General features: G+C 64.2%; 18 protein-coding genes. 12 read left to right on the top strand and 6 right to left on the bottom strand.

What is annotated here, in order from left to right; translation table 11 throughout:
• The 3 genes from ALTAJ2_RS09205 to ALTAJ2_RS09195 all read right to left on the bottom strand — a co-directional run bounded on the left by ALTAJ2_RS09205 (position 1) and on the right by ALTAJ2_RS09195 (position 3,636).
• The gene (locus tag ALTAJ2_RS09205; RefSeq protein ID WP_007109807.1) at positions 1-2,367 is read right to left on the bottom strand and encodes a DEAD/DEAH box helicase; all 2,367 of its coding nucleotides are present in this window, start codon (positions 2,365-2,367) and stop codon (positions 1-3) included.
• Positions 2,368-2,417: 50 nt separating this feature from the next.
• A complete protein-coding gene (locus ALTAJ2_RS09200) occupies positions 2,418-3,008 on the bottom strand; it encodes a hypothetical protein (protein WP_007109806.1) in 591 nt (196 codons plus the stop codon).
• 112 nt (positions 3,009-3,120) lie between these two features.
• On the bottom strand, positions 3,121-3,636 hold the full coding sequence (locus ALTAJ2_RS09195) for a PH domain-containing protein (RefSeq protein ID WP_007109805.1): 516 nt from the start codon (positions 3,634-3,636) through the stop codon (positions 3,121-3,123).
• A gap of 150 nt (positions 3,637-3,786) precedes the next feature.
• On the opposite strand from ALTAJ2_RS09195, the gene lipA reads away from it, so the two are divergent.
• The 4 genes from lipA to ALTAJ2_RS09175 all read left to right on the top strand — a co-directional run bounded on the left by lipA (position 3,787) and on the right by ALTAJ2_RS09175 (position 8,789).
• Entirely contained in the window at positions 3,787-4,755 is a 969-nt protein-coding gene (gene lipA, locus ALTAJ2_RS09190; protein WP_007109804.1) for a lipoyl synthase, read from the top strand.
• A gap of 276 nt (positions 4,756-5,031) precedes the next feature.
• A complete protein-coding gene (gene pdhA / locus ALTAJ2_RS09185; protein ID WP_007109803.1) occupies positions 5,032-6,138 on the top strand; it encodes a pyruvate dehydrogenase (acetyl-transferring) E1 component subunit alpha in 1,107 nt (368 codons plus the stop codon).
• Positions 6,139-6,142: 4 nt separating this feature from the next.
• Positions 6,143-7,132 carry an alpha-ketoacid dehydrogenase subunit beta gene (locus ALTAJ2_RS09180; protein WP_049900567.1) on the top strand — a complete coding sequence of 330 codons (990 nt, stop codon included), beginning with the start codon at positions 6,143-6,145 and terminating at the stop codon, positions 7,130-7,132.
• 1 nt (position 7,133) lies between these two features.
• On the top strand, positions 7,134-8,789 hold the full coding sequence (locus tag ALTAJ2_RS09175; RefSeq protein ID WP_007109801.1) for a 2-oxo acid dehydrogenase subunit E2: 1,656 nt from the start codon (positions 7,134-7,136) through the stop codon (positions 8,787-8,789).
• Between the two features lie 62 nt (positions 8,790-8,851).
• On the opposite strand, the gene ALTAJ2_RS09170 is transcribed toward ALTAJ2_RS09175, so the two are convergent.
• A complete protein-coding gene (locus ALTAJ2_RS09170) occupies positions 8,852-10,093 on the bottom strand; it encodes a hypothetical protein (protein ID WP_007109800.1) in 1,242 nt (413 codons plus the stop codon).
• Positions 10,094-10,422: 329 nt separating this feature from the next.
• On the opposite strand from ALTAJ2_RS09170, the gene ALTAJ2_RS09165 reads away from it, so the two are divergent.
• The 7 genes from ALTAJ2_RS09165 (at position 10,423) to ALTAJ2_RS09145 (ending at position 15,605) form a co-directional block, all read left to right on the top strand.
• Positions 10,423-12,159 (top strand): phage tail sheath family protein, encoded by a 1,737-nt coding sequence (locus tag ALTAJ2_RS09165; RefSeq protein WP_007109799.1) that lies wholly within the window; start codon positions 10,423-10,425, stop codon positions 12,157-12,159.
• Positions 12,160-12,213: 54 nt separating this feature from the next.
• Positions 12,214-12,672: a phage tail protein gene (locus tag ALTAJ2_RS09160; RefSeq protein ID WP_007109798.1), complete on the top strand. Its 459-nt coding sequence runs from the start codon at positions 12,214-12,216 to the stop codon at positions 12,670-12,672.
• On the top strand, positions 12,669-12,830 hold the full coding sequence (locus ALTAJ2_RS19685) for a hypothetical protein (protein WP_165383988.1): 162 nt from the start codon (positions 12,669-12,671) through the stop codon (positions 12,828-12,830). The genes ALTAJ2_RS09160 and ALTAJ2_RS19685 overlap by 4 nt, the downstream gene beginning before the upstream one ends.
• Entirely contained in the window at positions 12,827-13,387 is a 561-nt protein-coding gene (locus ALTAJ2_RS09155; protein ID WP_007109797.1) for a hypothetical protein, read from the top strand. The genes ALTAJ2_RS19685 and ALTAJ2_RS09155 overlap by 4 nt, the downstream gene beginning before the upstream one ends.
• Entirely contained in the window at positions 13,384-13,641 is a 258-nt protein-coding gene (locus tag ALTAJ2_RS20055; RefSeq protein WP_239647727.1) for a DUF6760 family protein, read from the top strand. The genes ALTAJ2_RS09155 and ALTAJ2_RS20055 overlap by 4 nt, the downstream gene beginning before the upstream one ends.
• A gap of 48 nt (positions 13,642-13,689) precedes the next feature.
• Positions 13,690-14,145: a phage tail protein gene (locus tag ALTAJ2_RS09150; protein WP_007109796.1), complete on the top strand. Its 456-nt coding sequence runs from the start codon at positions 13,690-13,692 to the stop codon at positions 14,143-14,145.
• 329 nt (positions 14,146-14,474) lie between these two features.
• On the top strand, positions 14,475-15,605 hold the full coding sequence (locus ALTAJ2_RS09145) for a hypothetical protein (RefSeq protein ID WP_239647721.1): 1,131 nt from the start codon (positions 14,475-14,477) through the stop codon (positions 15,603-15,605).
• 41 nt (positions 15,606-15,646) lie between these two features.
• Here ALTAJ2_RS09145 and ALTAJ2_RS09140 read toward each other — a convergent pair whose 3' ends face one another.
• A complete protein-coding gene (locus ALTAJ2_RS09140) occupies positions 15,647-16,393 on the bottom strand; it encodes a DUF4255 domain-containing protein (RefSeq protein ID WP_007109794.1) in 747 nt (248 codons plus the stop codon).
• Positions 16,390-18,510, bottom strand: a complete 2,121-nt coding sequence (locus tag ALTAJ2_RS09135; protein ID WP_007109793.1) for an ATP-binding protein — start codon at positions 18,508-18,510, stop codon at positions 16,390-16,392. The genes ALTAJ2_RS09140 and ALTAJ2_RS09135 overlap by 4 nt, the downstream gene beginning before the upstream one ends.
• 137 nt (positions 18,511-18,647) lie before the next feature.
• Here ALTAJ2_RS09135 and ALTAJ2_RS20050 point away from each other — a divergent pair, with 137 nt between their 5' ends.
• Positions 18,648-19,973: an eCIS core domain-containing protein gene (locus ALTAJ2_RS20050; RefSeq protein ID WP_081904733.1), complete on the top strand. Its 1,326-nt coding sequence runs from the start codon at positions 18,648-18,650 to the stop codon at positions 19,971-19,973.
• Position 19,974: the final 1 nt, after the last annotated feature.

The raw sequence follows: 19,974 nt of genomic DNA, 5'->3' as shown, positions 1-19,974 counted from the left end.
TCACTCGACCGAGACCGTTCGCGTCTCGGCGTGGGGAACCAGCGGGACCTCGGGAAACGCCACGCTGACGGTGAACTCGAGTTCGTCGGCATCGGCACCGAAGACGCCGACCGGGACGCGCTCCTCGTCGCGCAGGTAGGTGCTCGTGCTCGTCATCTCGACGCCGTTGACCGTGACTCGAATGCCGGCGCGGCCGGGTTCGCCGACGTTTCGGACCGTCACCTTGCGGACATCGTTCTCGCCGGTCGCGACGGTGTCGGGGAACTGCCCCCACTCGATCTCGAGCGCGGGCAGCGACTGGGCCCCCTCGTAGACGCGTTCGGCGATGCCTTCGGAGAGGCCGGCGTCGACGAGCCCCTCGACGCCCGCGTCGACGACGTCGCCGGGGGTCGACAGTCCCTCCGTCGCGAGTTTGCTCGCGCGACCCGACGCGACGCCGTCGATGGCTGTCAGGCCGACCGCGTCCTCGGCGACGCCGTTCTCGATGCGGGCCTCGACCCGGCGTGCGAGGTTCGCGGCGTGTGGCCCGACGAACCGATCGAGGAAGGCCCCGAGCGCCGAGACCAGTCGCGTCGCGTTCCGGCGGATGACCCACGCGTCACTGCGGAGTTCGGACGGCGTCGTTCCGCTCGCCGCACTGCGGAGGATCGCGAGCACTTTCCGCTGGCCGGCTTCGAGGTCGTCGGTGTCCTCGCCGACGAGGACCGCGTTGATCGCGTCGCGTTCGTCCTGCCGGGCCGAGACCGAATCGAACTCGGCGGCGGTCGCGACCGCCGTGAGAACGTCGCCGGTCGTCAACTCGTCACCCCCGTCGGCATCGCCGCCGACGCGGTCACACAGCGCCGCAAAGCGGGCCGCCGTATCGAGTCGGAGGTAGTACTTCGAGGTCAACACGCCCCGCGGCGTGGCCTCGATCGAGAGGTCCTCGCCGGTCTCGACGAACCCGCGTTCGACCAGCCCCTCGAGACAGTCCCGGACCCGCTGTCGCAGGTTCGGGAAGTCGTAGTCGTCGGGTCTGGACTGGCCGCGGACGTAGTAGAAGGTCGTCTCGAGCCAGTCCATGACGTCCTCGAGATCGGTGATGGTCCCCATCGCGATCTCGGCGTTGAGGTGGGTCTCCAAGCTCTCCGCGAGTCGCGATTCGATCTCCTTGCCGTCGCGGAGCAGTCGCCGGTACTTGTCGGCCTCGGCCGAATCCGAGATCACCCAGCCGTAGCCGATGTCGTCGTACCCCGGGCGGCCGGCGCGGCCGAGCATCTGGAGCACGTCCAGGGGACTCATATCGACTTCGCCCTCGAGCGGATCGTGGTGTTTCGTGTCCCGGATCACCACACAGCGGGCGGGCAGGTTGACACCCCAGGCGAGCGTCGAGGTCGAAAAGAGCAGTTCGATGTGGCCCTCTTTGAACCACTCCTCGACGAGGTCGCGGTCGTTCTTCGAGAGCCCCGCGTGGTGGAAGGCGACGCCGTCGAGCACCGACTTGCGGAGCGTGGCGTCGTCGAGGTCCGTCGAGTCGGTATGGAAATCGTAGTCGCCGCGAGCGCCCATCGGGATGTCGCGCTCCGCGATCTCGTCTCGGGCCTTCTTGGCGGCCTGGACGGTGTCCTGTCGCGAGGAGACGAAGACCAGCGCCTGCCCGTCCTCCCGGAGGTGTGGCTCCGCGAGGTCCAGCGCTCGGTAGAGGCGACGGTACTTGTCCGCAAAGGAGTTGTCGCCGTGGGTGTAGGTCTTGACGCCTGCGTTGAGTTCGACCGGCCGGTACTCCTCGCCGAACTCGAAGGTCGTCTCCTCGGGCGCGTCGAGCCACGCCGCCACGTCGTCGATGTTCGGCATCGTCGCCGAGAGCGCGACGATCCGGGGCTCACAGAGCCGACGCAGGCGGGAAATGGTCACCTCGAGCACCGAGCCCCGTCGGTCGGCGTCGAGCAGATGGACCTCGTCGATGACACAGACATCGATGTCGGTGACGAAGTCGTAGCGTCGCGAATCGTGTTTGCGGGTCGCCGAGTCGAGTTTCTCGGGGGTCATCACGAGGATGTCCGCGCGTCGCGCGCGACGGGGGTTGAGATCGCGCTCGCCGGTGACGACGTAGACCGAGTAGTCAAGCTCTTCGAACCGGTCCCAGTCGTCTTCCTTCTCGTTGGTCAGCGCTCGCATCGGAGCGATAAACAGCGCCGTGCCGCCATCGGCGAGCGCCTTACAGATCGCCAGTTCCGCGAGCGCCGTCTTCCCCGAGGCCGTGGGCGCGCTCGCGACCACGTTCTCCTCGGACTCGAGCAGTGCGGGCAGTGCCTCGCGTTGCATCCGGTTGAACTCCTCGAAGGCAAAAGCGTCGGCGAACTCGGGGAGAACCTCGGCGACCTCCATCACACGGAAACGGGGGGTGCCGGGTCAAAGGCGTTTCCTTCGAGTCGTCGCTACTGTGCGTTGACGACGGCGCCGATCGCGGCACCGGCGGTGGCGAACACGAGCGGATACATCACGCCGCCGAGGACGATCGCGGGCACGAGCACCGGTGCGATCGAGCTGGTGGTCTCGATACCGAAGGCGGACGCTTCCGTGGTTGATTCGGCGACGATCGCTCCGAGACTGATGACCGCGGCGTAGCCGATCGTCACCGGCGCACCGGCGATAACGGCCTCGCCGAGGTCGGTAACGGACCACCGCACGGCCAGAAACGCACCAACTGCGACCAACACGAGCGGCGGAATCGCGTACAGCGGGTCGGCGCCCGATTCGGCGATGAGATCGAGGACCCGCGTCCCGCTGAACGAGCCGACCTGACCGCTGGCCTCGACATCGACCATGTGGGCCTCGTAGAAGTACCACGCGACGCCTTTCCACTGGGCGACGTCCTCACCGAAGATTTCGCGAACGTCGCTCCCGACCAGCAGATACGTCAGGAGATAGCCGATCGCGGCCGCGAAGACGCCGAGTCCCGCACTCGCTGCGACGCTCGAGCCACGCGAGATCGGTTTCCCATCGGACGGTGTCGGTTTTGGAGACATTGTGTACCCGCAGGAAGTCAGTTGGTCTAATGGGTCTTGTGGTCCCCGACATGTGGTCGCTCCCGGACCCGATCGGCGGGTGGCGTGCAGTCGGCGGTCCCGCTTGTCCCCGTCAGACGGCCGAGCCGTCGGTCGTGACGGTCTCGAGTTGGTCGCTGAGTCGGCTGCTGGCCCGGTCGGGCTTGGGGACGCGTTCGAAGACCAGTTCCGGATCGCCCGAGCCGGCGGTGTAGACGGTCAGATCGCCGTAGCCGAGCAGGCGGCCGATGCCGGACTGGCGCAGGCTGATGTTCTGGACGCGCTCGAGGCGAAACTGGGTGACGTCCCGCGAGACGATCCCCCGTTTCTTGTAGAGTTCGGCGGAGGTGATGACGTAGCGGGTATTCGTCCAGACGAGATAGCGGGCGAACGCGAGCACCGTGCCGGTGACCGTCACGAGGACGCCGATGAGCGTCAGGAGGCCGACGCCGTCGGCCCCGCTCCAGCCGATGACGAGGAAGCCGGCGAGCGCGAGCCCGACCCCGACCGGCAGCGTCGACCCCATCGCGACCGGGTGGGGGCGGCTCTCCCAGACGATAGCCTCGTCGTCGCTGATGTGGAACCAGTCGGGTGTCGAGCCGAAGGCCATCGGGACCGCCTATTCCACACCCGTCCGTAAAGCTATCGGGGAACGGAGCGATTAATTGCGGCACGATCGAACGTGTTGACCGGCGAGATCGCGAGTGCCGCGTCTTCGGCGACCACCACGGTTTTTCACTGCCCGACCCCATGATGGGGTATGAGTCGCGCGCGCAAGCCCGACTGGCTGAAAAGTCGGCCACCGTCGGGACAGGAGTTCGCCGGCATCCGAGAGACGCTGCGGGAGCACGACCTCCACACCGTCTGCGAAGAGGCCAACTGTCCGAACCTGGGCGAGTGCTGGTCGGGCCGATCGGGGCCCGACGGATCGGACGGCCGCGGCGGTACGGCCACCTTCATGCTGATGGGTGACCGCTGCTCTCGAGCCTGCAACTTCTGTGACGTCCAGACGGGCGGTATGGGGGCGCTCGATCCCGACGAACCGGAAAACGTCGCCGATGCCGTCGCCGAGATCGGCCTCGACTACGTCGTCCTCACCAGCGTCGACCGCGACGACCTCCCGGATCAGGGCGCGGGCCACTTCGCCGAGACGATCCGCGAGATCAAAGCCCGCCATCCCGGCATCCTCGTCGAGGTTCTGATTCCGGACTTTCAGGGCGAGCCGAAACTCGTCCGGAAGATCATCGACGCCGAACCCGACGTGATCGCCCACAACGTCGAGACCGTCGAGCGCCTGCAGTTCCCGGTCCGAGACCGGCGTGCGGGCTACGAGCAGTCCCTGTCGGTGCTCGAGCAGGTCGAGCGGGAAAGCGACATTTACACCAAGACCTCGATCATGCTCGGCCACGGCGAGTACGACCACGAGGTCTACCAGACCTTGGCGGACCTGCGCGAGCGCGGCGTCGACATCGTCACCCTGGGACAGTATCTGCGCCCCTCGCGGGATCACCTCGAGGTTCGGCGCTACGACCACCCGGACAAGTACGAGACGTGGCGGCGCGTCGCCGAGGAGGAATTAGGCTTTCTGTACTGTGCCAGCGGGCCGATGGTGCGGTCGTCGTACAAGGCCGGCGAACTGTTCGTCGATGCCGTTCTGCGGGAGGGAAAGAGCGTCGCAGCGGCGAGAGCCGACGCGCGCCGAACGGAGCCCCGACAGACCGAGTCCTGAGCCATCGGTACCCCTGGTCGTCGTTGTCGACCCGCCCGATCACCGAGTCACGGGTGCGATCGAACTGTGGGTTCGTCCAGTCTCCACCGACAACCGAGTAGAAAATCGGACAAATAAAAACAAATCGGCTGCTCGGCTCATTTCTGTCCATCCCTGTCCGTCGTCGTACGGTGGTTTTTCGAGCGGATGGCAAGAATATCACTGATAGTAAACTATTTGGGAAACTCCTTTACCCTGAGCGATAGTTACACCGAGTATGTACAGGTGGGTCTTCCCGTGAGTACGTTACAGCGCGATCCGCAAGAACGAGTACAGATCCTTGACGACGCCGGCCGTGTCCGAGAGGACGCCGAGGTACCCGACCTCTCCGAGGACCAACTCGTCGAGATGTACGAACAGATGCGGCTCGTCCGGCGCTTCGACGAGCGAGCCGTCAGCCTCCAGCGACAGGGGCGGATGGGGACCTATCCGCCACTATCGGGGCAGGAAGGCGCACAGATCGGCAGTGCCCATGCCCTGGCCGACGGCGACTGGGTCTTCCCCAGTTACCGTGAACACGGTGTCGGGCTGGTCCGGGGGCTGTCCTTGGAGCGCACCCTGCTCTACTGGATGGGCCACGAGCAAGGCAACTACATCCCCGAGGACGTCAATATGTTCTCGGTCGCCGTTCCCATCGCGACCCAGATCCCGCACGCGACCGGCGCGGCCTGGGCCTCGAAACTGCGAGACGAAGAGAAGGCATTCATCTGCTACTTCGGCGACGGAGCCACCTCGGAAGGGGACTTCCACGAGGGGCTGAACTTCGCCGGGGTCTTCGACACGCCGAACGTCTTCTTCTGTAACAACAACCAGTGGGCGATCTCGGTCCCCCGAGAGCGCCAGACGGCCAGCGCCACGCTGGCTCAGAAGGCCACCGCCTACGGCTTCGAGGGCGTGCAGGTCGACGGTATGGACCCGCTTGCGGTGTACAAAGTCACCAAAGAAGCCGTCGAGAAGGCCAAAAACCCCGGTGCGGACGAACTGCGGCCGACGCTGATCGAGGCGGTCCAGTACCGGTTCGGGGCACATACCACGGCCGACGATCCGTCGGTCTACCGCACCGACGAGGAGGTCGAACGCTGGAAGCAGAAGGACCCCATCCCGCGTCTCGAGACGTATCTCAGATCGACCGGCATCCTCGACGACGAGCGAGTCGACACGATCGAGTCGCGGATCGAGGAGGCAGTCGCCGACGCCATCGACGCCGCGGAGTCGGTCGAACGACCCGACCCCGAGGAGATCTTCGCGCACGTATACGAGGGGATGCCGCGACGGCTACAACGACAACTCGAGTACTTCGAGTCGGTTCGCGAGAAGCACGGCGACGACGTGCTCTTGGAGTGATACCATGGCAGCAGAATCTGAGAACCTCACGCTGGTACAGGCGGTACGGGACGGATTACACACCGAAATGGAACGTGACGACGACGTCGTCGTCATGGGCGAGGACGTCGGCAAGAACGGCGGCGTCTTCCGCGCGACCGAGGGGCTCCACGACGAGTTCGGGGACAACCGGGTCGTCGACACGCCGCTTGCGGAGTCGGGGATCATCGGGACGGCCATCGGGATGGCGGCCTACGGGATGCGGCCGGTTCCCGAGATCCAGTTCCTGGGATTCATCTACCCCGGCTTCGATCAGGTCGTTTCGCACGCGGCGCGCCTGCGGACGCGCTCGCGCGGACAGTACACGTGTCCGATGGTCATCCGTGCCCCCTACGGCGGCGGGATTCGCGCGCCGGAACACCACTCCGAGTCGAGCGAAGCGATGTTCGCCCACCAGCCCGGGCTCAAGGTCGTCATCCCGTCGACTCCATACGACACGAAGGGGCTGTTGACCAGCGCGATCCGCAGTCCGGATCCGGTGATCTTCCTCGAGCCGAAACTCATCTACCGGGCGTTCCGCGAAGAGGTGCCGACGGAATCGTACGAGGTCCCGATCGGCGAAGCGGCCGTCCGCCGCGAGGGGACCGATATCTCGGTCTACACCTGGGGCGCGATGACCCGGCCGACGCTCGAGGCCGCCGAGACCCTCGCCGACGAGGGGATCGACGCCGAAGTCGTCGACCTCCGAACGGTCTCGCCCCTCGACGAGGAGACGATCGTCGAGTCCTTCGAGAAGACCGGCCGTGCGGCGGTCGTCCACGAGGCCCCGAAGACGGGCGGACTGGGGGCGGAAATCGCCGCAACCCTACAGGAGGAGGCACTCCTGTACCAGGAAGCGCCGGTCGAGCGCATCACGGGCTTTGACACGCCGTTCCCGCTGTACGCGCTCGAGGACTACTACCTGCCCGAACCGGCGCGCATCGAAGACGGAATTCGAGACGCGGTGGAGTTCTAACATGGTCAGGGAGTTCGAACTACCGGACGTCGGCGAAGGAGTTGCGGAGGGTGAACTGGTCTCGTGGCTGGTCGCCGAAGGCGACGCGGTCTCGGAGGACAAACCGGTTGCGGAGGTCGAGACTGACAAGGCGCTCGTGGAGGTTCCCGCACCGGTCGACGGCACCGTCCGCGAGTTACACGTCGAGGAAGGTGACGTCGTCCCGGTCGGGACGGTTATCATCTCGTTCGACGTCGAGGGCGAGGACTCGAGCGCGACGGAAGCGGGCGACGACACCGCGAGCGAGGGGGAGGTGGCCGAAGAACCCACTGAACCGGACCGAGCGGAGACGGGCGACTCCGCCGGCGACCCCGGCGCGACCGGGGCCGACACCGAGTCGGTCGCACCGCCCGACGATCGTGTCTTCGCGCCCCCGCGCGTTCGCCGCATGGCTCGCGAGCAGGGGATCGACCTCTCGACGATCCAGGGGAGCGGCCCCGGCGGACGGATCACTGCGGCCGACGTGCAGGCAGCAACGGGCGGCGGGGCCGCCGACGAACCGGCGCAGGGCCAGTCACGGCCGTCCGAGTCGGCGTCCGGCGGGGCGGCAGCCGGCCGGACCGACTCGAGCGACGCGAGTGCAGGTGCCGGTCCCGCCGCGGGAGCGTCCACGGAACGGGCGACCGCGGCCTCGAGTCCCCAGCAATCGGAGCCGCCGGCGCGGATCGAGTCGGCGGACCGCGACACGACCCTCGCCGCACCCGCGACCCGTCGGATCGCCGAGGAGGAGGGCGTCGACATCGACGCCGTCCCGGCGACGGAGGAGCGCGACGGCGAGGCGTTCGTCACCCCCGAAGCGGTCCGGGAGTATGCCGACCTCCAGCGTCAGGCGCAGGAAGCCGACGCCGAGGCGGTCGCCTCCGGCGATTCGGTCGGAGCGACGGGTGCCGGCTTTGCCGAGGGCGAGCGCGAACGCCGCGAGTCGTTCCGAGGCGTCCGCAAACGCATCGCCGATGCGATGGTCGAGTCGAAGTACAGCGCCCCGCACGTCACGCACCACGACGAGGTCGACGTCACCGAACTCGTCGCGGCCCGGTCGGACCTCAAACCGCGCGCCGAGGAGCGCGGGATCCGGCTGACCTACATGCCGTTCATCATGAAAGCCGTCATCGCGGCGCTGAAAGAACACCCCGAGATGAACGCGGTCATCGACGAGGAAAACGAGGAGATCGTCTACCGCGACTACTACAACATCGGGGTCGCGACCGCGACCGACGTCGGGCTGATGGTGCCGGTCGTCGACGACGCCGACCGGAAGGGACTCCTCCAACTCTCTTCGGAGATGAACGAACTCGTCCAGAAAGCCCGTGATCGAACGATCGGCCCCGACGAGCTTCGCGGGTCGACGTTTACGATCACCAACATCGGTGGTATCGGCGGCGAGTACGCCACGCCGATTCTCAACTATCCCGAAGCGGGCATCCTCGCGGTCGGCGAGATCAAGCGCAAGCCCCGCGTCGTCACCGACGAGACCGGGGCTGAATCGATCGAACCCCGTTCGGTAATGACCCTGTCGCTGTCGTTCGACCACCGACTGATCGACGGTGCCGTCGGTGCACAGTTCACGAATACGGTCATGGAGTACCTCGAGAACCCGAGCCTCCTCCTGCTCGAGTAACGCGAGGACCACGCGTCCGATCGGTCCCTTCGCGGGGACCGTGACACGCTCGCCGATCGACGCTATTCGTCCGGGACGATCTCGACGAGTACTTCAAGCGAGTCCGCGGCCTCACACACCCGGTCTTGAGCTTCGGCCAACTCGAGGACGGAGTCGTCGGCCTCGAGCGCCGCTTGTAGCTCGGAGACGGACTCGAGGTACCGTTCGAGGCTCCCTTCTGTCGTCGCGCCCTCGAGATCGTCGCCGAGTGCGATGAGATGTTCGAGGACCTGTTGCAAGTGATGTCGGTAGGCCTCCTCGTTTTCACAGATGCGTTCGCCGTCAGCACGCGAGATCGCCGCGATCTCGCGGGCGAGTCGTCCCCCTTCGCTCGTCTGTTGCTCGATACGATCGGCCAACGCGTCGAAGAACCGCGCCCGGTCCTTGAGCGTCTTGCGCATGATATACCGGGTCAGCGCCGTCTGGTCCCGCTTGAGCCCGCCCAGTTCCGTCTCGAGGGCGTCGAGCCGATCGGTGATCGCCCCGATATCGTCCGGGATATCTGGTGGTTCCCGTTCGATCGGTGTCCGGTGTGGGTTATCGGTGTCCGTAATGTGGTCGATGATCGCCTCGAAGAGCAACTCGTGGTCGTAGACGAACTCCCGCGGGGCCGAATCGTCCACTTCCGTCCAGACGCCGTCGGGCGTCCGTTCGAAGGACCCGAGGAACACCGCCGTATCCGCGTCGGACGGGATCGACGATCGATGCTCGTCGTGATAGCGTTTCAGCAGCCGTTCCCGTACCGTTTCCGCGTCCGTATCCGTCTCGACGGACGGAACGTCGACGTCGCGGAACCGGCTCCCATCATCGGTCGCCTCTTGGTACGCGAGTTCGAAAACTTCGACGATACGGTTCGACGTCGATTCCGCGTCGACGGCATCGTCCGTGTTCGGGACGGGAACGGTTTCCATCGAGACCTCGTCGTACTGGATCGAGAGCGAGATTTCCTCCGACGACGGACGCGGCAGCGATTTCGTCGTCACCTGCTCGACGACGATCGGACGACCGCGTCCGTCCAGCGCTAACCCCGGCTCGATCGTCACCTCGAGCCCGTCGTCGGTTTCGTTGATCGATCGTACCGCGAGTCCGTGGACGATCCCGCTGCCGACCACGAACCGGGCGAGCGTGTGCAGTCGCTCGGCGTGATACTCCTGGTCCGCTTCCATATCGCGGGGCGTCATCAGCTTTCCGCTGAAGAACCGGTTCTTCCGGAACTGCGATAGACCGCCCCTCTCCCCGTCGCTGTGGTCCGGATCCTGGGCCATGGCGTAGTGAGTGTTGTTTATTGCGCCGGTATTCCATTTAATTATGTCTATTTAGCGAGGTCGGACGTCGAGTGAGCGTCGGTGAGGCTGCGACCGGCTGCCAGCTGTGGCTCGAATTCGGTCCGATTTCGTCATGCGGTATTACACTATTTCGGCGTTATGAAGGGTCTAAAACCCGGCAATTTAGAATTCTATATGACAGTACCAATCTAGAATATCGGATAATATTTTGAGTCGGTTCTGATCACGGAGTTAGCCGATGGATAAGTTTTATACTATCTGATTGTAAATACAGGACTGCTACCCGGGCAACTGGAGGAGCGAAATAAATGCCAGAATACCTATCACCAGGTGTATACGTCGAAGAGGTCGACAGCGGAACCAAATCCGTCGAAGGAGTCAGCACTAGCACTGCCGGCTTCCTCGGTGAAACGGAACGGGGTCCCGTCGAACCGAAGCTCGTAACGAGCTTTTCCGAATTCAAACGAACGTTCGGCTCGAGTCCACAGTCCTCGAATCTGGACGTTGCCGTGGACGGATTCTTCAAAAACGGGGGGAGCCGCTGTTACGTCGGTCGCGTCACAGCCGCCGAGCCGACTGATGTCGCGACGACGACCCTCGTCGACGAGGATCGAACCGACGTCATCTCCGTCGAGGCGACCGGTCCCGGCGCGTGGGGGTGTTCCATCGCCGCGATCGTCGAGGACGGGCCGCTGTACGAGGAGGGAGAGAACGAATATTTCAAACTGACGCTGCGATACTGGTCGTGCGATATCGAGGAGGTCAGCAAGCCGGCTTCCGATCAGCCCGACCCGGCTCCCGACATCGAAGAAGTCTACGAGGACATGTCGGCGGATCCCGAATCCAGCCAGTTCTACGAGAAACAGATTCCGGGGTCCGTCCTCGTGGATCTCGAACAGCTGGATGCCGGACGACCTGCCGAGGGTCTCTCGTGGCTGTCGCGCGAGGTTCCCGACGAGTACTCCGACGGCGGCCTGATCCAACTCGACTCCGAATCCGAGACCGCAGCCTACGTTCCGGAAGAGCTCGACGACCGGGAATACAGTGAACTGCAGGGAATCGCCAAACCGTTCGATATCGACGCCACGCAGTCTCGAGAGGACCTTCTAGAGGACCTCGAAAAGGTCCAGTCCGGCGAGAAGGAAGTCGAGGTCGATGTCGTCTCGGATCTGTCGTCGAAGCCCCGGAGCGAGGATGTCGCTCTCAGCGATTACGAGGGTATCAACAAGCCCGGGATGCGAACGGGCCTCGCGGCGTTCAGGGAACTCGACGGCGTCTCCCTGATGTGTATCCCCGATCATAACGATATCGAGGGGCTGACCGAAGCACTCGTCGCCCACTGTGAGAACATGGGCGAGCGGTTCGCGATCCTACAGGCACCACAGAACGCGGGTGCGATTTCGGACATCGAGACGCCCGTCGACTCCTCGTACGCCGCCTACTACTATCCGTGGATCGAGACGAAGGATCCGTTCACCAACCGGAAGAAGCTCGTCCCGCCGGGCGGCCATATCACCGGCATCTTCGCACGAAGCGACGCGGAACACGGCGTTCACAAGGCACCGGCGAACGAAGTCGTGCGCGGCATTCTCGGCGTCCAGCACAACATCACGAAGGGCGAACAGGACATCCTCAACCCGAAGGGAGTCAACTGTATCCGAAGCTTCCAGGGTCGCGGCATCCGGCTGTGGGGCGCACGGACCACCTCCAGCGATCCATCCTGGAAGTACGTGAACGTGCGACGACTGTTCCTCTACATCGAACAGTCGATCGACGAAGGGACTCAGTGGGCGGTTTTCGAACCGAACGACGAGGATCTGTGGGCCCGCGTGCGCCAGTCCGCTGAGAACTTCCTGACGACGGTGTGGCGAGACGGCGGTCTCCAGGGGAGCACCGCCGACGAGGCGTTCTACGTCAAGTGCGGTGAGGAGACGATGACGCAGGACGACATCGACAACGGTCGACTCATCGTTGAAATCGGCGTCGCACCGGTCAAGCCGGCCGAGTTCGTCGTGTTCAGAATCAGCCAGGACACCGGCGAATAACGCCGCCCACATCGCATCTGACGATCAACCAATCTTTACGCAATCACTACGATAATGCCAGACTCACACGGACCACTCAGACAAACCGAATTCAAGGTCGAACTCGACGGCGTCGGCATTCCCGGATTCGTCGAGGTCGAACTCCCAGCGATGCGAACAGAGCAGGTCGAGTACCGCGAAGGAAACGATCCATCGCACAATCGAAAGCTCTGGGGGGATACCCAGTACGACGACCTCATTCTCGTTCGGGGTGCAAACGAGAAAAATAAAGAACTCTACAACTGGCGGAAGTCCGTCGACCAGGGGAAAATGGACGACGGTGGCCGGAAGAACATCGCCGTCATCATCATGAACGAGGTCGGCGACTCGGTGCTTCGCTTCGAGTTCACGAAGGCGTGGATCAAGGAGTACCGCCCGCCGACGCTCAACTCCCACGGCGGTGGCGGTCAGGGCAACCTCGCTACCGAAGAGTACGTCGTCACCTTCGACGAGATGGAACGGAAGAACGTATGACACGACTGTCGGGTTCGTCTCCGGAGGCGTTCACCGTTCCCCGTCATCGGTTCGACGATGACTGGCGTGTCGACGACGAGGGCGTCCTTCACACCGGTGATGCCGCCCCGTTTGCCGACCGCGTCGTCGTCGCTTGCGACAGCGGAGGCAATCCATGACCGGTGGCACGCTCCAGACCGAGTTCGAGTTCACCCTCCCACAGGGGTACGTCGACGACGAGGGAACGCTCCACAAGGAGGGGCGAATGCGACTCGCCACGGCGGCCGACGAGATCAAGCCGCTGCAAAACCCCCGCGTCCAATCGAACTCCTCGTATCTGACCATCGTCTTGCTTTCGCGGGTCGTCACCGAACTCGGCGACCTCGAGACGATCGATGCGAGCGTTATCGAGGAGTTGTTCGTTACGGACCTCGAGTACCTGCAGGCGTTGTACGAACGGATCAACAATCAGGGAATAAACGCCGTCGAGACGGCCTGTCCCGAGTGCGGTGAGCCGTTCGAAATCAACGCGGAAAACGGGTCTCACGTGACGACCGACGGAGCGGCCGGCGGTATGGAGTCCGCCGGCGTCGATGCCGGTCCCATCAGTACCGGGGGCGACCTCGGCGGGGTTGGGGCGGCCGAATCGCCCGGATTCGAAGCCGCTGATATGCGGACGGCAAGCGCTGAATCGCCCGAAAGCGAGGAACCCGAGTCGGGAAATCCAGCGGAATAGTCCGGCTGTACGAGCCGGACCGCCTCTACGAGGAGGTTGCGTTCGTGGCCTATCATTTCGGGTGGAGCCACGACGAGGTGTTGAACATGCCTCATTGGGAACGGCAGCGCTGGTGTACAGAGATCAGCGGGATCAACGACCGAATGAACGACACGCAGTCCGATCGGTCACGTGGCCGTCGACGCGGTCGCGACCGGGGACGTGACGATGCCGGCGGCGGTATCGTACTCCGAAACCCGCCGGACTCCGAGTAACCACGGCATCTACCTCACGGATGCCGTCATAACCGCAGTATTGAGACGATGGCACCATACACAACGGAAGACGATCCCTACGCACAGTACAACTTCGAGGTCGAGGTAGACGGTGAGACAGTCGCCGGGTTCGCCGAGGTCGCCGGGATAACGATGGAGTTAGAAACAGTCCAGTACCGCGAGGGCGGTGTCAACGATCACGTGCACCAGTTACCCGGCCAGTTCGCGCACGCGAACCTCGTCCTCCAACGGGGATTGACGACGAATACGGCTTTCTGGGACTGGATCCAGACGGTCATGAGCGGGACGATCTCGCGGAAGAACATCGTCGTCAAAGTGAAAGACGGGTTCCAGGGACAGAGCCAGTGGGGATGGGAGTTCGCGAACGCGTATCCGACGAAATGGTCGGGCCCGGATCTGGCGAGCAACGAACGTGGAATGGCGATCGAATCCATCGAGTTGGCATACGAGCAGTTCTCGAAGATGTCGGGAATGCCGGAGTGAACCTCACGACCGCGAGCAGGCGGGAAGCGTGGATCGAACCCGTCACTCGGTGATCGATCCGCACGGGCCAAACCGCCGTATCACGTGCTCGTAGCGACCGACCGGTCGTCGCCCGATCGATTTCGAGCGACGACCGGTCGAGTGGCGCTCCCTGATCTCGACCCTCGTTTCCCACGACTACCCTTACGTTTTAATAGGATCTAACAAACATCATCCAACAGATATGCATAAGAGAACGGAAACAAAATCGACCGAGCGGATAACGTACAGCCCGGTCTCGGACGGCCGACAGTCGGCCGTTCCCGACCGAAAACGGGTGACCCGGTGACATGAGACGCATCGCATCGAAGGTCACGAAGACGGCTCGAAAACAACTCTCACCGGTTATTCGACCATTGATGGCGGCGCTGATCGTCGCCTTGCTCGTCACTGCCGTGGCCGTCGTGACGGGGCTCGTCGACTACGTTCCCCAGTCGTCGGTTCCCGTGACCGGCTGGGTGATTTCATCGCGAGTCCTCCTGCTGGTGACGGTGTTCGTCCTCGTCGCACTCGTCTATGCCGGGTACAAACTGTACCGAAACTACGAGGACGCGATCACGGAGCAGTGGAAACGGCTCTCGATCTGGGCACAGGCGACCATCGCCGGCGGGAGCTGTGGTGCAGTAGTCGCGGTCGGACTCGGCATCGCCGCCGTCGCCGGTTCGGTTCCGCTCTCGTTCGTCCTCGCTGGCTCGCTGATCGCGTGGCCGGTCGCGACCGTGCTGACGCTCCGCCAGCGCCGCGAACCCGACACGGACGATGACTCGCCGTCCGCGTTCCAGTCGGTGCTCATCAAAGCCGGCTACGCACAGGTCAAGCTCCTCCAGACGCGGACGCTGGCCGGTATCGTCGGTTTCGCCGGTGCCGTCCTCGGCAGTCTCGGACTCCGCACGCTGGTCGCGTGGCTCCCCTGGTTCGACGGCACGCTCACGCATCTCCAGACGACTCTCCTGGCCGGCTTCCTGTGGCTGGTCGCGACGATTCTCGTCTACAACCGCTACGAGTCCGGAATCAGCGATCGGACCGATCTCAGAATCGTCGGCGTCTCGAGCCCGGAGTCACGCCCCGGCCGCGAGCTGACGATCAAAAACGACGGCGTTGCTCCCGTCGAACTGGCTCAGGCGAAGATCCGCGATACGAACCGTGATCTCTATCAGTTCGACCTGGAGATGACACTCGAGCCCGGCGAGCGCCGCCCCTTCGAAGTACCGGAGGCGTTCCTCCTCGAGTCCAACGAGGCGGCGATGGAGCTTCCGCTCGGATACACGCTCAAACAGGGCCGGGAACACCCGATCGTCTACACGCGGACCGGCAAGCAATTCGTTCTCAAGGGCGGCAACGACGCGGAGGACCGCGATCCGACTCGGTCGTCCAATCCGTCGGCGATCGGGTTGAGTGCGGACCCGACGCCACAGGAGTAGCCGACGGTTCCGGGACGGCGTCATCCACTCGCCGACCCCGATCACAGCCGTTCGGGCTCGTCGGGTCGTCGGGAAAGATCGGTCTCGCGTTCGTCGATTCGCGTAACCGACTCCTCGTTCGTCGACTGGACCAGTACCGGACTGACCTCGAACGTCACCGAGGGGTGGTAGGTCGCGTCACCGAATCGCGCCCAGAGGTTCGTCAGTTGGTCGAGGGGTTCGGACGTGACCGTTATCGAGAGGTGTCGCTCCTGGTCGAGGCCGGCCGCACACGCGTCGGGCTCGAGTCGCGAGTTGTCGTGCAGGAGTTGGATGGCCAACCCGAGCGTCCGCTGTTGGGCGAGCGTTCCCGTGGCCTGTTCCCCTTCGTCGTCCATCGGATAGGCGGTCAGCAAGTACTGTAACGAGAGTGGGAGCGGCGGATCGCGTTTCGTCGATTGGACGATTTCGGGGGCGGCGGCCCCGGCTTTTTCGTCGCGCGTGACGTGATACAGGAACAGTCCGAGTCGGACTCCCGAATCGGCGTCGACCGTCTCGGGCGAGGTCAGGGCGACATCGCTGCGCGAGAACGAGACGTTTCGGCGCTGTTCGATCTGTTTCTGGAACAGTTCCAATAGCGTCTCGCTGACCGCGGCAACGGCGGTAAAGGTCACGATTGCCACCTCGTGACTGTCGCCCGGACTCGTGGCGTTCGATTCGCCGGCAAGGATCGAGCCGGATCGGTGCTGGCTGTCGAACGGGATGGTACTGTCGGATCGGTCGGCGGTGCTGTAAGCATCAGTGATCACTCCAAGCGGAGGTGGTCGTCGTACGGTTCGAACTGCGGGGGCTGGAGCAGGCGGCCGGTCTTCTCGTACTCGAGTTGTACTGCACGGACGACGTGGGACATCCCGATTTCGTCGTCGTCGCCGGCCGCGAGGATCGCGGCCGTCTGGCCGATCGTCTTGATGCGGCCGCCGGTGAACTCGAACGACGAGAGGAACTCGTAGTCGATATCGCACGTGGGCGCGTTCGCGGGGAAGACGTGCTTCCAGATGCGTTCCCGGGTCGCTTCGTGGGGCATTTCGAAGGTGACCGTGTGGTCGATCCGGCGGGTAAACGCCGAGTCGATGTTCGAGGCGTAGTTGGTGGTCATGAGGATCACGCCGTCGTAGGCCTCGACCCGCTGCAGCAGGTAGTTGACCTCGACGTTGGCGTAGCGGTCAGTCGCACTCGAGACCTGCGAGCGGTCCCCGAAGACGGCGTCGGCCTCGTCGAACAGCAGGATCGCGTTCGAGTGTTCGGCTTCCTCGAAGATCCGCTCTAGGTTCTCTTCCGTCTCGCCGATGTACTTCGAGACGACGCTCGAGAGATCGATCTTGTAGAGGTCCATCCCGACGTCGTTGGCCAGAATCTCGGCGGCCATCGTCTTCCCCGTCCCCGAATCACCTTTGAACAGGGCGACGACGCCTGTGCCGCGACTGAACTGCTCTTCGAAGCCCCAGTCGCCGTAGATCCGGCCCTGATGGCGGACGTGGTCACACACCAACTCGAGTTTGTGCATGGTGTCGTCTCGCAACTGGATGTCGTCCCAGTCGCTGTCGGGCTCGAGTTGCTGGGCGAGTTCGTCCAGTCCGTCGGCCGACTGGGCGCGACAGCCCTCGTAGACGTCCTCGGCAGTGACCTCGTCGCCACCGGCCAGCGACCGCGCCGTCGACAGCGCCGCCTCGAGCTGGCCGTGCGTGAGTTCGAACGTCCCCGCCAGTACCTCGGGTTCGAGGTCGTCGGGGAGGTCGTCAGCGTGGGCGGTCCAGAACCGTCGGCGGAGCGCCAGCGACGACCGGGGGAACTCGAGGATGGCGTCGATCTCCGTCTCCATGACCGCCGAGGGCGTCCAGGCCGCCACACCGGTGACGAAGAGGTCGATCTCGACGGCCGCGAAGCGGTCCAACACGGCCTCGAGCGACCGCTCATCTTCGCGGGCGTCGAACGTAGCCGCCCCGGCCGCGGTCAACTGCAGCGGTTTCCCGAGCAGTTTCGCCTCGCGGACGAGCGCGTCGAGCGCGCCGGCGTCGAGGACCGCCTCGAGGTCGGCCCGAAGGTACTCCTCGGCCGAGCAGACGGCCTCGAGAGCACGGTGCTTCTCGGTTCCGTCGGGTCCGGAGAAATAAAACCGCCGGCCAGTTCCGTCGGCCGGCAGCGACGCGAGCCGGTCGGCGAGGTCGTCGCCGATCACGAGGTCGTCGACGCCGAGCGTGGGATCGATCTCGCGCGTTTCCAGCACCGCCGCGTCGTCGGCCGCGTATCGGCCGAGCGCCGTCTCGAGTGCGGGATCGAGGCCGTCGTAGCCCTTGAGGTAGTCGACGATGCGGTCGTCGACGACGTACTGCCGGCCGCGGTCGGTGGCGACGCCGTCGGGAGGCGAGACGACCTCGAGCAGGCCGTGTCGCCGGAGCGGGGACTCGCTGGCCACCAGCGCGCCCGCGGCGAGCCGTTCCTCGGGCGTCCGGCTGAACAGTCGCTCGAGGAGGACGACCGTCAGCCTCGAGAGGAGCCGATCCTCCTGCAGTCGTTCGTACTGCGCAGTATAGGACGTATCGAGCCGCGGTGCAAGCGCCAGCAAGAGAACGTCGAGGTGTCGGCGCGACAGATCGAAGCGATCGGCGAGTACGCGCAACCGCAACGTCGCGTCCCCAGTCGCGACACAGTTGCGATCGATTTCGTCAGTCAGTTCGCCGATCCGCTCCCGGTCCCGTTCGGGAAGCGCCAGCGGCAATCCGCTCGGCTCGGCCGCAAGCGTCGCAGCATCCGTCGGCGACGATTCGTCCCGCGGGACCGGGGTCTCCGCGTCCTCGGCGGCCTCGAGGATGGCATCGATGCGGTCGAGTTCGGCGAGGAGGTGTTCCTGCGTCGTGGCGTACCTCATCGGTTTGCATCCCCCGGAGTGTATATATCAGCAACCATGTTCTGACGGAACGTATCTCCATTTCGACCTTTATTTAAAAACTCTTTCTAGACAACTTTTATACCCGGAGAGAGGAAATACCGTGCCAAGAGTCTTACATGGGGTTTCGATCAGCAAGAGACGCCGAGACCACCGCCGACCGACGATCCCAGCAGAGCGAGACTGTCCGGTCGTCGCCCGACCACGAGTCTGACGCCGGCGGCTGGTCCCAACGGATGCCGCTCGCGGAGGCGGAAGAGCAGTACGGGATGTCGATTCCGAACGAAGAGACGCTGTTCGAGTTACAACGACTCGAGGCGTCGAATCCGATCCGCGTCCACGAGTGGATCGAGGAGGGGATGACCGTCGAGGACATGCGGGATCCGAACGCGGCCGAGGCGTTCCGCGAGCGCCAGGCCGCCCGTCCCGAGGCTATCCCTGACGATATCGAACGACAGAACAAGCGGTCCGTACTCCGAAGCGAGAAAGCCGCCGCTGCCACGGAGCCGGCCGGTGATGCGGGCGTTCCAGATCCGGTCCGAGACGTGATACAGTCGACAGGGCAACCCTTGGACGACGGCATTCAACAGGCGATGGAAGAGCGGATGGGCGATTCGTTCGGCGACGTGCGCATTCACGCCGACGCAACCGCCGCGAACGCCTGCGAGGAAATCAACGCGCGGGCGTTTACTGTCGGGAATCACATCGCGTTCAATCACGGCGAGTACGATCCCGAATCGCCGGCGGGACAGCACATCCTCGCCCACGAGTTAGCGCACGTCCGCCAGCAGACTGGGGCCGATATCAGCATGATGCCCCAAGACGACAGCGGGTTAGAAATCGATCCTGATCCCCAACTCGAACGGGAAGCCGAGGACGCGGCCCAGCAGGCGCTGGCCGACGGGCCGGTGACGATCAACCGGAAGGGGATCGAGACGCACATCCAGCGGGCGGGCAAGGACTGGAACCACGGGCCGTCGGTCGCTGAGGAGCTGTACGGCGACGATGAGGTTGATCTCGAGGAGTTGGGTATCGATCCCGATGACCTCGACATCGACGAGGACTCACTCATGCAGCGAGTTACCGACGGGCTCAAAGAGGGGAGTCTGCGGAGTGTACTTGCCGGCGCAATCGCCGCTTCGGCAACGATCGCAACCAGCGGCGGTGCCCCTGCGATCGCCGGCGGTGCCGCTGCAGCCTCGGCGCTGGTGACCACCACTGCCGCTAATACTGTCTTCGGCGGCGAGGGTGGAGTGCCCGAGCAGATCGTCGAACAGATGACCGGTGCCGTCGCGAAAAGCGAAGCGTTCGCCAAAGAGGCCGCACAGAACGAAACGCTAGCCAAAAACCTCGCCAGTAACGAGACACTGCTCAGTAATCTCGCCGGTAAACTCGATGGGATAACGGGCTTGGCAACTGAGGCCGGTGAGGGAGGTCAGGTATAAA

Origin of the sequence: Natrinema altunense (assembly GCF_000731985.1) — an archaeon.
GTDB lineage: Archaea > Halobacteriota > Halobacteria > Halobacteriales > Natrialbaceae > Natrinema > Natrinema altunense.
This window is presented reverse-complemented; position numbering and strand designations above follow the sequence as displayed.